General features: G+C 44.3%; 11 protein-coding genes and 1 pseudogene. 3 read left to right on the forward strand and 9 right to left on the reverse strand.

The annotated features are described in order from the left end of the window. Positions 1-185: 185 nt before the first annotated feature. Positions 186-896, reverse strand: a complete 711-nt coding sequence (locus tag MKY42_RS18325; protein ID WP_179264443.1) for an SDR family NAD(P)-dependent oxidoreductase — start codon at positions 894-896, stop codon at positions 186-188. Between the two features lie 102 nt (positions 897-998). Between MKY42_RS18325 and MKY42_RS18330 the strand changes: the two genes are divergently transcribed. Next, positions 999-1,358 (forward strand): MerR family transcriptional regulator, encoded by a 360-nt coding sequence (locus tag MKY42_RS18330; RefSeq protein WP_090899282.1) that lies wholly within the window; start codon positions 999-1,001, stop codon positions 1,356-1,358. A 168-nt stretch (positions 1,359-1,526) separates the two neighbouring features. Here MKY42_RS18330 and MKY42_RS18335 read toward each other — a convergent pair whose 3' ends face one another. The 3 genes from MKY42_RS18335 to MKY42_RS18345 all read right to left on the reverse strand — a co-directional run bounded on the left by MKY42_RS18335 (position 1,527) and on the right by MKY42_RS18345 (position 5,005). Next, on the reverse strand, positions 1,527-2,741 hold the full coding sequence (locus MKY42_RS18335) for a macrolide family glycosyltransferase (protein WP_179264442.1): 1,215 nt from the start codon (positions 2,739-2,741) through the stop codon (positions 1,527-1,529). A 71-nt stretch (positions 2,742-2,812) separates the two neighbouring features. After that, a complete protein-coding gene (locus MKY42_RS18340; protein ID WP_090899288.1) occupies positions 2,813-4,177 on the reverse strand; it encodes an MFS transporter in 1,365 nt (454 codons plus the stop codon). A gap of 324 nt (positions 4,178-4,501) precedes the next feature. After that, positions 4,502-5,005: a hypothetical protein gene (locus MKY42_RS18345; RefSeq protein WP_090899290.1), complete on the reverse strand. Its 504-nt coding sequence runs from the start codon at positions 5,003-5,005 to the stop codon at positions 4,502-4,504. 362 nt (positions 5,006-5,367) lie between these two features. On the opposite strand from MKY42_RS18345, the pseudogene MKY42_RS18350 reads away from it, so the two are divergent. Further along, positions 5,368-5,580, forward strand: a pseudogene (locus MKY42_RS18350) (helix-turn-helix transcriptional regulator); the annotation flags it as partial. 129 nt (positions 5,581-5,709) lie between these two features. Beyond that, complete coding sequence (locus MKY42_RS18355; RefSeq protein ID WP_179265867.1) at positions 5,710-6,048, forward strand: cupin domain-containing protein; 339 nt, start codon at positions 5,710-5,712, stop codon at positions 6,046-6,048. Between the two features lie 139 nt (positions 6,049-6,187). Here MKY42_RS18355 and MKY42_RS18360 read toward each other — a convergent pair whose 3' ends face one another. The 5 genes from MKY42_RS18360 to MKY42_RS18380 form a co-directional block, all read right to left on the reverse strand. After that, on the reverse strand, positions 6,188-8,689 hold the full coding sequence (locus tag MKY42_RS18360) for an FAD-dependent oxidoreductase (protein WP_179264438.1): 2,502 nt from the start codon (positions 8,687-8,689) through the stop codon (positions 6,188-6,190). After that, positions 8,686-9,000 carry a metalloregulator ArsR/SmtB family transcription factor gene (locus MKY42_RS18365; protein WP_090899301.1) on the reverse strand — a complete coding sequence of 105 codons (315 nt, stop codon included), beginning with the start codon at positions 8,998-9,000 and terminating at the stop codon, positions 8,686-8,688. The genes MKY42_RS18360 and MKY42_RS18365 overlap by 4 nt, the downstream gene beginning before the upstream one ends. A 645-nt stretch (positions 9,001-9,645) precedes the next feature. Next, positions 9,646-10,311 (reverse strand): metallophosphoesterase, encoded by a 666-nt coding sequence (locus tag MKY42_RS18370; protein ID WP_257031384.1) that lies wholly within the window; start codon positions 10,309-10,311, stop codon positions 9,646-9,648. After that, entirely contained in the window at positions 10,304-11,389 is a 1,086-nt protein-coding gene (locus tag MKY42_RS18375; RefSeq protein WP_339843813.1) for an ABC transporter ATP-binding protein, read from the reverse strand. Before MKY42_RS18375 ends, MKY42_RS18370 begins: the two co-directional genes overlap by 8 nt. Beyond that, the gene (locus tag MKY42_RS18380; RefSeq protein ID WP_090899310.1) at positions 11,373-13,154 is read right to left on the reverse strand and encodes an iron ABC transporter permease; all 1,782 of its coding nucleotides are present in this window, start codon (positions 13,152-13,154) and stop codon (positions 11,373-11,375) included. The genes MKY42_RS18375 and MKY42_RS18380 overlap by 17 nt, the downstream gene beginning before the upstream one ends. Position 13,155 lies beyond the last annotated feature (1 nt).

Below are 13,155 nucleotides of genomic sequence, written 5' to 3' on the forward strand. Positions count from 1 at the left end.
GACCTTGGGAAGAATATTTGGTTATTTTAAAATAAAGACCACTCCATATGTCGTCCCATATCTCTTCATTATTAAAAAAAGAACAGACGTATTACGGGGTGCCCCAAGCGAGTACCCGGTTTAATACGTCTGTTTTTTAACGAGTAACAACGTATTTTACGATACCATCGTTTTGCAGATCTGCATTACCAGGCGTACACGCCCTTCTCATCCAAGAACTCTCCGTTATGATGTTTGCCATCTGTCGCATAACCCACGATTATCGCAGCAGCTGCTTCTTTTGATTTACCGCCTTCGGCATTACCGTTAAGGTCTGTTGATGTGAATCCAGGCGTTACCGCAAATACTTGAGCCCTGCTGCTTTTGAGTTCATATGCCATCGAAACTGTCATGGCGTTGTTGGCGGTTTTGGATGAATTATAGTCAAATGCGTTTAAAGTAAATCCCGTATTTTGCATATGATCCAGCGAAGCCATGTCGGTCGATACATTAACGATTGTGCCTTCGTTATCTTTGATTAACGGGAACAAACGCTGGTTCAGACGGAAGGTTCCGAAAAAGTTGACTTCGAAAGCGTTCCTCAGATCCTCCTCTTTGGTATCCGTAAATGAACGCGAGAAAGCACCAGGCATACCCGCATTATTGATCAGAAGTTTGAAGTCCGGATAATCCTTAGTAATCGTATCGGCCGACCTTTTGATGCTTTCCAAGTCACTCATATCGATTTGCACAAACTCTATGTCTAACCCCTCGGAAATTAACTCGGAAACAGCCGCTTCCCCCCGTTCAGCGCTGCGTGCACCAAGGAGGACTTTCCAGCCGGCCTGACCTAACTGCTTAACGATTTCAAATCCGATACCTTTATTTGCTCCAGTTACAAAAGCGATTTTTTTCATGTGAATCCTCTTTTCTCTAATTTGATTTTCATTAACAATGTATAAGTTACTATGCTACACTTAGTGTAGGTCAACCATAAATTTTGATAAAAGAGGGTTAGCATGTTAACAATTGGAGAAGTAGCGAAGAAAGTCGATATCGCTGTCGGGGCGATACGTTTTTACGAAAGAAAGGGCCTGTTGAAGCCTGCTGCGCGCAGTGAGCAGAATAACCGTCTTTACACGGAAGATGATCTGAATTGGCTGGTTTTTATCAAATGTCTTCGCGAAACGGGGATGAGTGTGGAGGACATTAAAACGTATTATGACAAGGTAAATGAAGGAACCTCAACTCTGCCTGAAAGAACCAAACTGATTCAAGATCAAAGGCAAAAGCTGTTGGAAGATATCGAGCAGAAAAAAGCGCAGCTCGTTCATCTGGATCACAAACTGGAGCGCTATTATCGTGGAGAAAATTATTAAGATAAGTCTTGTCCTAAAGATAAAACTTTTGAATTTCATGTAATATCAAGTACTCTTTTGCACTATTTTCTTGTTTATTATGGGACAATAACTTGGTTCCTTAAAGCAAAAAAAGCCGCTAATTCAGCGACTTTGAATGGTACTATATACGATTATGGAATATGAAGATTAGACCTTAGCAAAATGATTCATAATTGTATCGGCGGCTCGCTTATAACCACCGGCCTGCCGTAAAGATTCGCCGATGAGGTAAGCCTGCTGTTTATAAAGAGGGTTTCTTAGTACTTCTGCTAATGCCTCTCTCAAACCAGTTGTGGTGAGGTTATGCTTATCTAAAGTGATACCCGCGCCCAGCTCCTCTACCCGACTGGCTACAAGAGGCTGATCCGACGTTAATGGAATCATCACCAATGGAACGTTGTAATAAAGCGCCTCACTAGTGCTGTTCATTCCGGCATGTGTAATAAAAACATCCGTATGCTGCAGCATATCCAACTGTGCGATGTATGGCTTGACGATAAAATTATCTGGAATTCGATCAGCCAGTGGCTCCATATCGGTGTATTTTCCAGAAGATAGTACAACATTCACCGGCAAATCCCCAAATGCTTCAAAGCAAAGCTGATAAAAATCCAGGTTTTTATTTATAATGGTTCCCATGGCAATGTACACCGTTTGCGGGTAACGTTCACGAAGCAGCTCGAACGAGAAGGTCGGAGCATCTTGACGCGGTATGATCGAAGGACCCGTGAAAATAAAACTATCATCCAGCTTTTCTGCCTGCGGCTGAAAATAACGGCTTGTATACACGAGCTTTAACCGACCTGCATGTGCCGGAATCTCTTCCATGGCTGGAATATTCACTTGGAACTCTTGGGCCAACTCACGCGTTATCTTCATCGTGGCCTCATACAGTTCCATCGTATCGGCATCATCCTTCTCATTCAAATCTTGGCCAGAACCTAAGGGCTCTGCGAAAGCAAAGGAGGCAATCGAACACACCGCTGGAATTCCCAGCTTTTCGGCAAGAATAGTCCCACCCCAGCCCATCAGGGAATCAAAGATCAAATAATCGAACTTTTGATGTTCTATCGCTCGAAGCACAGCGGGGATCACCCTCCGAATGATACCGCCTACCATCATATAAATGAATTGATAAGAATGCTTGTACTCCTGTGGCTTCAGTACTGGATCATGCGAGAAGGCATCTTGCGGAAATGGATAGGTAATTAACTGGGCTCCGCTTTGTTCAATTCGGGAACGGTACTCCTCCGTGCACACATAGACAACTTCCTCGCCATTGTTCCTCAACTGAGTAACTAATCCTAACGACGGATTCACATGGCCTTCAGCCGGAGTAATTACAACCAACACACGTGCCATCTTTTCCACCTCCCAATTTCAATAAGTACCCCCGTTCTTCATGATGTATTTTGCGATGTATCCGTTTTCCATTACATGGGAAGCGAATCCTTCGCATCGCTTAATGAATGATGTTTTTGATGAACAAGTTCCGTAATTCTTAAGGATGCTAAGAAACTTGATAAAACAAAGAGTAATTGGAGCGTTAACACCATCAAAACGCCTGTCGATATGCCCCACTGTAAAGTTTCGGACAAAGCAATTAGAGCACCGCCAACTCCAATGCTTACACCCATATAGAAGGAATCCACAAATTGGAGATCCGCGGACATTGCTCCCTCTTTCCCAGACTCGGCATGTTGTAAAGCGATAGCCGCAGTTGTAGGGTTGGCCAATCCAACACCGAACCCCGTAATCATTTGTGAGATTAGGATGAGTATAATTCCACCGCTTGAAAAGATAAGGGCTAGGATCACAAGTATAGTTCCAGCGACCATAATCCCAATTCCCACCATAACTCTGCGCTTTCGGCCATGACCATAATCTCGTGCATCAAGCTTGGCTTGCAACCACGCTGCTGCGGACCAGCTCAGAGACCCTGCTGCAACAAGCAGGCCCGCGAGATCTGATGATAACCCCTTCACTTCGGTCAGTGCCAGGATCACAAAACTCTCCGTTGTAAAATAACAAGCAACATACAGCCCTCTGGAAACCAAAGTTGCCGGCAACCCTTTTTCCACCGTGAAAGTGCCTATTGGAAGCAACTTGTGCATTAGCGGGATCATGATGAATAACCCACCAAAAGTCAGTACTATTCCTTTCCAATCGGTTATCATCCCGAGCCCTGTGAGTAACAATCCCGTTCCAATGGCAAGTAAAATCGCATGGATAATCTTCGAGTTGGCTGTTTGGGCTGAACCAGTCAGAGCTTGACGAAGCTGCAGATCACGAAAAGAGCGAAATGTGAGACTTATTGCCAATACAAGCAAGGGTAGAACGATCCAGAAAACAAACCGCCAAGAGATATAGGAGGCAATAAGCCCTGCCACATAAGGCCCGATTAACGAAGGCAGAACAAATGCCATGGAGAATGCAGCTAAGATTTGAGTACGAAGAGCATCTGGATAATGTAATGTTACACAGGTATAAACACATGTGATCAAAGCTCCCGCTCCAAACCCTTGAAGGGCTCTTCCTGCAATAAGCATATCCATATTCAAAGAAACAGCCGCAACTATGGTACCTAGCACAAAAACACTACACGACACAAGCATGGATGTAAAAACGCCGCGCTTGTCAACCTGCTGACCCATGACCAAGGTTCCTACAAGCTGCGATAACAAAAATGCGCTGAAAATCCAACCGTACAAATGAATGCCCTGCAAGCTTTGTGCCATTTTCGAGGCAATTGTCGTGATAGCCAGTCCCTCAAAAGCTACAGTTGTCAGAACCAGCATAATACCAATTGTAGTCGCTCTGTACGGAGTATCAAAAATTCCAATTGGATTGTTGTTTGTCTCCTACACCCCCATACCTAAATGATTTTATGGAAAAATTCACCTTTTTTATGTCCTGAATATACAATAACGAAACTACTTTGTAAATAAAAAACTTTAAAAAGTAGTTTCGACGAACCAAAAAAAGGCATTCGATCACGTTTGATCATCTGCCTTCTTGATTTTATTTAACTATAGATGAGGTGTGACCTGATTGGCTACCATCATTAATCATCCGTTCTAACATCGATCTCCCCTTTACCATAACCATTCAGCATATCAAAATCATATTATTGTATTTGCTATTTCAATTAATGTTTGGTAATCGTATAACGGTTCAAGATTGTTATTTTTCCCTGAAACAAGAGAGTAAGTTAACCCCTCGTTTCTCCAATAGACGGCACTTACATGTCCGTCCCCTTGGTCCCACGTTTGCGAACCATTAGATAATTTTAGACCTTTCTTTCCATTCGGAGGCGTATCAACCTGTGAGTTTGTAATCATAATGATCAGGTTCAATCCTTCATCGGGATTGGCATACGTGATTTCTACTGCATCAAATTTACCATTGGTATCTAAAATCCTTGCTGATTTTTGAGTAACTTGGAAAGGCACTGACGGTTGTTGGATTTCAAACGGGGTTCTAGCTTCCGCCTCTTCCAATGAAATTTCAACTGGAGGACTCAGTTCCGAATTAATGGTCGGGTGGTTACTTTCCGCGTTGTGTAAGCAGGCAGACAATAATAGAGGAATCATACATAGGACCAGCAACTTACTTACAGCTTTCATTTAATCACCTCGATATCAGAATAGTTACTTCTATTACGTTCTATTGGCTGGGAAGATACATTAACTTGCTTAAAGATCAGAAGAAAAAAACGTTCCTCGAAGTTTATGGTTTGCCTCATTTACAGTAAATAGGCACAAGGCGACCAACATATTTTACGTATTCGACGATGTGTCCTCATATTCCCTGTTAAAATTACCCAAGTGATGTGTTTTTTCATTTTATAAGTTGACAATGATAATCGTTATCAATAATGTAAGATGAGTTATACCCGGATAAATCGCAGAATCATCAGCAACCTATTATCGAAATGAGGTACGCAACGTGAAAATAGACGTGAATCAGTTAGCAGAACATTTTGCACACATTCCTTTTCAAGTTAGGACCGGCAGAATATCTATTAAAACACCGTCTTAACATAGCGCAAAAAATGCTATTTACAAGCGATATGCCAGTACAGCAAATTGCACAAACGGTTGGAATCGCTGACCCCTTTTATTTCAGTAAAGTGTTCAAGAAAGAATTTGGCTTTTCTCCTACTGAATATCGACGGAAGTTCATCAATAATCCATGCTAACTTCAACAGGCATCCATTTTATATCCAAAATTAAATCCGTATACTTATGGTAGACCAAGGAAACAACATCATCATGTCTTGAATTGCGTATGCATCAGAATACTGAAGGTACAACAAGGAGGGATTATTATTCATTATCAAGCGATTAAACTAAGCGAGGAACTATCTAAAATAAACGATAATTGGTCCCCCCAATTAATAGGTGAAATGAATGACTATCAATTTAAAATCGTTAAAATTGCCGGGGAATATGAATGGCATGTTCATCACGAAACCGATAAGTTATTTTTCGTGATTGAAGGCGAGATGATCATTGATTTTTGTGATGGTCAGGTGAGAATATTCAAAGATGAGATGTTTATTGTCCAGAGGGGACTCGAGATCAAACCTTCCGCCGAAAAGGAATGTCATATCCTTTTGATGGAACCTAAAAATGAAGGAAGCACTAGCTCGACTGAGCCCGCATAAACAGCCCACTACGTTTCGTCCAAAGGTAATGTAATAAACGAAACAAAGCCCCTTCAGAAACGAAGGGGCTTTTGCCTTTTATCTTTTTAAGATAATACATGTCACTGAACAGTTGAATGGTTTACTAATACACCGATTTTTAAATAAATAGATTATGATTTGCCTGAGCTGCCTGCCCCAGATAATAACCCACTCCACCAATGTTAACCGAATCCATTAATTCTTCACGCTGAATCCCCATTAAATCCATGGACATCTGGCAAGCGACAAACTCAACTCCCTGCGCAGTTGCGGTCTGCATCAGTTCTTCCAGAGAAGCAACATTATTATTCTTCATAACGCTGCGGATAATCTTCGGACCAACGCCGAGCATATTCATTTTGGACATGCCAAGCTTGTGGCTGCCGCGCGGTAACATCATGTCAAACATGCGGCCGATCATTGTTTTGGATACAGGCTGTGGCTGATGCTTACGGATAATATTCAATCCCCAGAAAGTGAAGAACATGGTTACTTTACGTCCACTTGCTGCTGCCCCATTTGCAATAATAAGAGAAGCAATCGCTTTATCCAGATCACCACTGAAGACAACCATCGTGCTGGCAGGCTCCTCTTTAGGAGTTTCCATAGCTGAAGATACGGGCTGCGCGATATTCTTCGCAATAACAGCTTCAATAGTGCCGCCTTTGGATCGTTCCAAGTGTAGGAGTGAGGAGCCAGACATGGTTGCCCATGCTTTCACATCTTCATAAAATCCTGGATCGGAAGCTTTCACCCGCAGGGTCTCTCCATTCGATAGTTGATCCATTTTCTGCTTGAGTTGAATCAGCGGGCCGGGGCAACTTAAACCGCACACGTTCAACTCGTTATCGATACGCTGTGGCTGTGCAGAGGTTGGGTTGGGAAGCTCTCTTTCCTTTACTACAGCATGTTTCGAATTATTGTTCTGATCTTGTCCGTCATTATTTACGTCGTTGCCGGTAGAAATTGGAGCGGGCCGAAATTGCGCTTGGCGGTATGTTTTATAACCTCCACTCAGATTTTTCACCTTAAAGCCATGTTGTCGCAAAATTTGCGAAGCTGTATATCCACGCAGACCAACCTGGCAGTATACCCAAATATCTTTGGTTGGGTCTAATTCATCTAAACGCTGACGAAGCTCATCCACTGAAATATTTATTGAACCTGGAATATTCCCATTGCGATGCTCCAGCTCACTGCGTACATCCAGCAGTATTGATTGCTCCGGCTGGCGTTCAGATAGCTGATCATAGGTGAACGTTTCAACACGCCCTGCCATGATATTTTCAGCTGCATAACCAGCCATATTAACCGGATCTTTTGCAGAGGAATACGGTGGCGCATAACTCAACTCAAGCTCTGTCAAATCACTGATGTGACCCCCAAAATGAATGGCTACAGCAATGTCATCAATCCGTTTATCCACTCCGTCATAACCAACTGCTTGTGCGCCTAAAATTTTACCTGTCGGTGTAAACAGCAGTTTCAGCGTAATCGCGCTGGAACCGGGATAATACGATGCATGAGATGCAGGATGCACGATTACAGTTCGATACTCGATGCCGAGACGTTTTAGTGTTTTCTCATTACTGCCTGTAGCTGCCCCGGTCATTCCAAACACTTTAATAATGGCTGTCCCTTGTGTTCCTTTGTAGATGGAGCTTAGTCCGGCAATACGATCTGCAACAATGCGTCCCTGTTTGTTGGCAGGTCCAGCAAGCGGAATAGCTGTCTTTGTGCCATGAATGGTGTCAGTTACTTCGATCGCATCGCCAACAGCATAGATATGTGGCACACTGCTTTCGAGTGCATCGTTCACCATAATATGTCCACGTGTTCCCAGGGAAACTCCGCTATTTCTCAGAAAAGCTGTATCTGGAGTTACACCGATTGCAAGAATAACCATGTCAGCTGTCAGAACACGACCATCAACAAGCTCGACACCAATTCCCTGCTCAAGTGAACGAAAGCCCTGAACACGCTGGGAAAACAGCAGCTTTACCCCATTTTGCTCCATTTCCTGTGCCAAGGCTGCTGCCAGCTCAGCATCAAATGGGGTGAGCAGCTGACCATTCCCCTCTACCAACGTCACATCCAACCCGGCTTCCTTCAAATTTTCTGCCATTTCAACACCAATAAATCCTCCACCAATAACAATTGATGATGCGTTGTTAGACGAACTTATTTGCTTCTTGATCCGATCAATATCAGGAATGCTGCGCACCGTATAAATCAGTGGATTATCCTTACCCGGCAGATCAGGAACGATTGGCTTGGCACCTGGTGACAAAATCAATTCGTCATAGCTTTCTTCATATCGACCACGCTCCTGGCTTTCTACCTGAACTGTACGAGTATGCGGATCAACAGCGACGATCTCGCTTCGAGTACGTACATCAATATTAAAGCGATCAGCCATACCTTTAGGCGTTTGTACCAGCAGACGTTCTCGATCCTCGATCGAGCCACCAATATAATAAGGTAAGCCGCAATTGGCAAACGATATATAGGGTCCTTTTTCAAATATGATAATTTCGGCATGTTCATCCAGACGGCGCAGACGGGCAGCTGCTGATGCACCACCCGCTACTCCGCCTACAATCAGTACTTTTTTGCTCATGATTCACAATCTTCCTCTCCAAACAAAATAGGTATCATCTGTTCAATCCGTTGGTCGGCAAGCACATAATTTACTTCAAGGCCATTGCGCTCAGTCGCTACAATACCTGCACTGCGTAGCTTCTGCAAATGCTGAGACACTGTTGATTGCGGGAGATCCAGACACTCCTGCATATATGAAACATTGCATTTCTTTTTTCGCATCAACCCGCGCACAATGCACAGACGAATCGGATGAGATAGAGCTTTCAGTAAATTAGCAGGCTCGTCGAACAGTTTTAGATTAGTGCTATCAAAAGCTTCAGTATTCAAAATTACCCCTCCTGAATCGTTATATCGTAATATTACGATATTTAAATCAGAATGTCAAAATATTTTCATTCCCTGTTCAACTTCCAACTTAGACTCTTTAGAATGTTGCATCAAAAATAAAGTATTAGAACTAGAACTCAGTAATCTCAAAACGTTTAAGAAAAGCCCATAAACACACAGAAGCAGTGGTGTTTATCGGCTTTTAGACTTTCCATCATATCACGAATGACTATTTCCTGTTCCTCAATCAATATAAAACTAAAGACTTGATAAGAAAGAACGTACACAGAACACTTAGCAACAGAAAAATCAGAGCTAACTGACGTTCATTCTTCCACAATCGAAATGTATTAGCAATGCTCAAAATTACCATTGCAAGCATATTAATTCTAGTGTTCATTTCAACAAAATTAATACATAGCAGAATAAATACCACGATCGTGACAAAAAGGAACCATATCGGTATATTTTTAGTAAGACGTTTACGCATTTCATTCCCCTTTATAATTTATATTCTATTTCTATTAGGGTATTCTTCAACCTTATTGGAATACCTTCAATTATGTTCCATAAAATCAAATCGATTTTTTATAACGCCCACAAGGAAAATATAAGCCGTCAGGAACGGTTGTTTTGTTTTGCAGTCTATGAATATATGCTCTTGTCTTCCAGTCCCCCGGATGAGCCGGGGATGACAGAACATCTGACAGTCGATGGAGAATGGACAGAAATGTACCATTGCAAGCGATGTGTAAGATCGATCAGACTGACATAATATCCGTGACCGGCTCCAGTATCAATCCCCATTTTGCCTGCTCCAATCCATATTTGCCACGGCGGAACAAGAAAGCGGTACGTCGAGGTATGACCAAATACAATTGTATATTCAGGGTTAACCGGGCTTTCAAAAAAGGGCTGTCTGATCTCGGTCAGATCTTCAGCGGTTTGATGGTCTAGCGGAATTCCAGGACGAATACCAGCATGTACGAACAAATAGGAATCACATATATACCATAACGGCATTTGATCCAAAAATTTGCGGACATTTGCGATCTCATCATGGCTTGCCGGGATTGAATCAGGCATGGAACGCAGCCACTTGCGTTCATTATTCCCTTGTAAGGCAATGGCACCTTTTTGGGTCAGATCATGCACCAGCTGGAGCGTTCCCCAGGAATCCGGCCCCTTATTCACGTAATCTCCCAACAAAACGAGGCAGTCCTTGTCAGGATTATAACCTGAAGCAGCCAGCAGCTGCTTCAGAAGATGTCCATGTCCGTGTATATCAGACACGGCCAGCAGTCTACTCATCTTCCGTGTGTGCTCCTCCCCGATAGATCATCGTTTGCTCTGGGGAACATTGAACCCAGCATGCCGAGCCCAGTTCCAGAGGTTCAGCATGAAACGCATGAATACGTTGATGATCCTCTGTTGCGATAATTACTCTCCAGTGTATGCCTTCAAAAATGGTTTGTATAACCGTACCCCTGATCTCATTATGATTTCCTTCCTCGTCTGTTGCTCGAAGCTTTAATTGCTCCGGGTGAAGCATAATAATGGCTGCCTGTCCGCCAAGTCCTGGATCTATCATCCTCCCTGCAATACACCGGCCTGCAATCATGACGGATGATGCTCCTATTGTATAGATCCCGTTAATTCGATTATGGTATCCCATTAAGCGGGCAACCCAAGGCATTGCCGGACGCGTAAATAATTGCTGAGGTTCGGCAAACTGATCAATTCGTCCTTCACGAAGCACCAAAATCCGGTCAGCCAAAGTAAAAGCCTCCAGCATGTCATGGGTAACATAGAGCACTGTGGTTTCCAGATCCGACAAAAGTCTCCCCAATTCACTTCGCATCTCAGTCCTCAGCTTCACATCAAGATTGGATAACGGTTCGTCCATAAGCAGTATGGAAGGTTCCGTTGCCAGTGCACGCGCCATTCCGGCGCGTTGCTGCTGCCCACCCGAGCATTGGGAGGGCAGACGGTCCAGCAGCCCGTCCAACTGCAGCATCGCTTGCAGTCGATCCACTCGCTGATTACGAACAGTGGAGCCGATTTTGCCGCGTTTCATACCGTACTCGATATTCTGGCGAATGGTCATATGCGGCCACAGCGCATAATCCTGGAACACCATGTTTACCGGACGTTTTTCTGGAGGGATGTACTGATGTCTGGTGTCCACGCTTTTACCATCCATTTCAATGCTTCCTCCATCCACTCTTAACAGTCCCGCAATCAGTTGCAGCAGGGTGGATTTTCCACATCCCGAAGGTCCGAGAATGCAGATCCTCTCCCCATGATTCAGGGCAAAAGACATCGGCCTGAGTACAACCTGTTTATCGAAGGACTTGTGCACCCCTTCCAGTTTAAGAATTGAATTCATATGGTGAGCCTCCTTGTTGTACCGTATGGGTATGCCTTTCCTGAATCTTGGTTCTGTTTCTCTCTCGACGATCGCTCCACTTAAATATGGCCTCTCCTGTAAATTGAATGAGTACAATGATCAGGAGAACCATCCCTCCACTCAGAACAGTTGCTGCCGTTGCATACCCATAACGACCAAACTCAAAGGCTTGATCAATCACAAGCGGCATCAGCACATAATTGGCCGGCTGCAGCATGGAAGTCAAAGCAAGATCGAATACACTTGTGCCAAAGGCCGTCAGGACGGCAAGCAGCAATGATCTGCGTACCAAGGGAAGAACAATGTGCAGCATTCGAGCCAATGTTCCTGCTCCCTGCACTGCCGCGGCATTCAGGATAGAGGACGAGATGGTGCCGAAAGAGCCCAACTGAACACGTACGGCGTATGGAACAGCACCTGCAATAACTGCGATCACAAGCAGCGAGGGAGACCCATAGAGGTGCAGATTGAATGTCTCCAGCCACTTTTGATTCCAGACAAAAATGTAACCGATTCCCATCACAATCCCCGGCACAGCCAGCGATATGATCGAGAATAACTGCAGCCAGCCCTTCATTTTAAATTCCGTAAATGTAAGGACATAAGCCACGATGAATCCAATGATGATACTGATGCCTGCTGCGATTGCAGCAATCGTCAATGAATGGAGCATGCCTTCAAAAAAACTGAGCTGCTTGTGGTCCGTAGAGGACGCTGCAAACAGGGAAAAATAATGATCAAGGGTCAAATTTGGCCAAACCAATTTGTTACCAGCCTTTTTCATCAAGGAAACGCATAGACTGCTTCCCACCGGAATGCCGATACTCATCATTAAAAATACAATGGTTACTCCATTCAGAAACAGTGTGCTCTTCGGTCTAACCTTAATCATTCTGACCGCTCTCGCATTCAAGAAATCAAACCTGGATCTGCGCAGAGACCATAGCAGAACAGTCATGGCCATTGCCAATAGGACGACCAGATAAAAAGCAAGTACTCCGGCCATATCAAAACGAACAGGAGATTGATAGATGGCAGAATAGATTGAATATGTCAGTGTAGGAAATCGGTAGACCGTGGACAATGCCGCTGGCAGACCAAAATCACCGACAGTATCTATAAATACCAGCGTAGCTCCCGCTACAATGGAAGGAGCCGCAAGTGGTAACTCCACCGTGCGCCATACCGTCCATGGGTGAGCGCCATTCAAACGGGCAGCATGTCCGTATTGGCTGACATTCCATTCCGTTGCAGCAAGAACCGTCAGATAAGCCAGCGGAAATTTGCTCAGGGCCATAATGACCATAAGCCCGGAAGGTTGAAACAGAGCAGCTGTCACCCAGTTCATACCGAGCAATCGGCTGGCAAGTCCGTCAGCACCAGCAAACAGCACCCATCCTTGAGCCAGCATGAACGAAGGCGCGATGAGCAGCAGCCAGACTCCGGCATCCAGCAGACGCCCTGATGCAAAGTTCCAGCGCGCCCTTACCATAGCTAGCGAGGCTCCAATCAACGTGCCCAGAAGTGCAGTTCCTATCCCAAGCCACACGGAGTTAAGCAAGGACTGTCGCCACAAGGGTCGGTGAAATATCTCTCCGAGTAGTCCGAAGCCCTGAAACTGTATGTTGCCAAAAAACAAGCCGGGCAATATCGCGTTCAACAGAACCGCAAGCAGCGGCAGAAAAATTATGATGAATAACAGAAGCGCTACGCCGACTCCCCAACGTGTTCCAGAGTTTTTCATA

It is taken from the genome of Paenibacillus sp. FSL W7-1088, from assembly GCF_037969855.1.
Lineage (GTDB): Bacteria > Bacillota > Bacilli > Paenibacillales > Paenibacillaceae > Paenibacillus.

Coding starts and splice junctions, on each gene's coding strand:
- MKY42_RS18325 (WP_179264443.1), bottom strand. CDS start 896: ATGAAAAAAATCGCTTTTGTAACTGGAGCAAATAAAGGTATCGGATTT.
- MKY42_RS18330 (WP_090899282.1), top strand. CDS start 999: ATGTTAACAATTGGAGAAGTAGCGAAGAAAGTCGATATCGCTGTCGGG.
- MKY42_RS18335 (WP_179264442.1), bottom strand. CDS start 2,741: ATGGCACGTGTGTTGGTTGTAATTACTCCGGCTGAAGGCCATGTGAAT.
- MKY42_RS18340 (WP_090899288.1), bottom strand. CDS start 4,177: ATGCTGGTTCTGACAACTGTAGCTTTTGAGGGACTGGCTATCACGACA.
- MKY42_RS18345 (WP_090899290.1), bottom strand. CDS start 5,005: ATGAAAGCTGTAAGTAAGTTGCTGGTCCTATGTATGATTCCTCTATTA.
- MKY42_RS18360 (WP_179264438.1), bottom strand. CDS start 8,689: ATGAGCAAAAAAGTACTGATTGTAGGCGGAGTAGCGGGTGGTGCATCA.
- MKY42_RS18370 (WP_257031384.1), bottom strand. CDS start 10,311: ATGAGTAGACTGCTGGCCGTGTCTGATATACACGGACATGGACATCTT.
- MKY42_RS18375 (WP_339843813.1), bottom strand. CDS start 11,389: ATGAATTCAATTCTTAAACTGGAAGGGGTGCACAAGTCCTTCGATAAA.
- MKY42_RS18380 (WP_090899310.1), bottom strand. CDS start 13,154: ATGAAAAACTCTGGAACACGTTGGGGAGTCGGCGTAGCGCTTCTGTTA.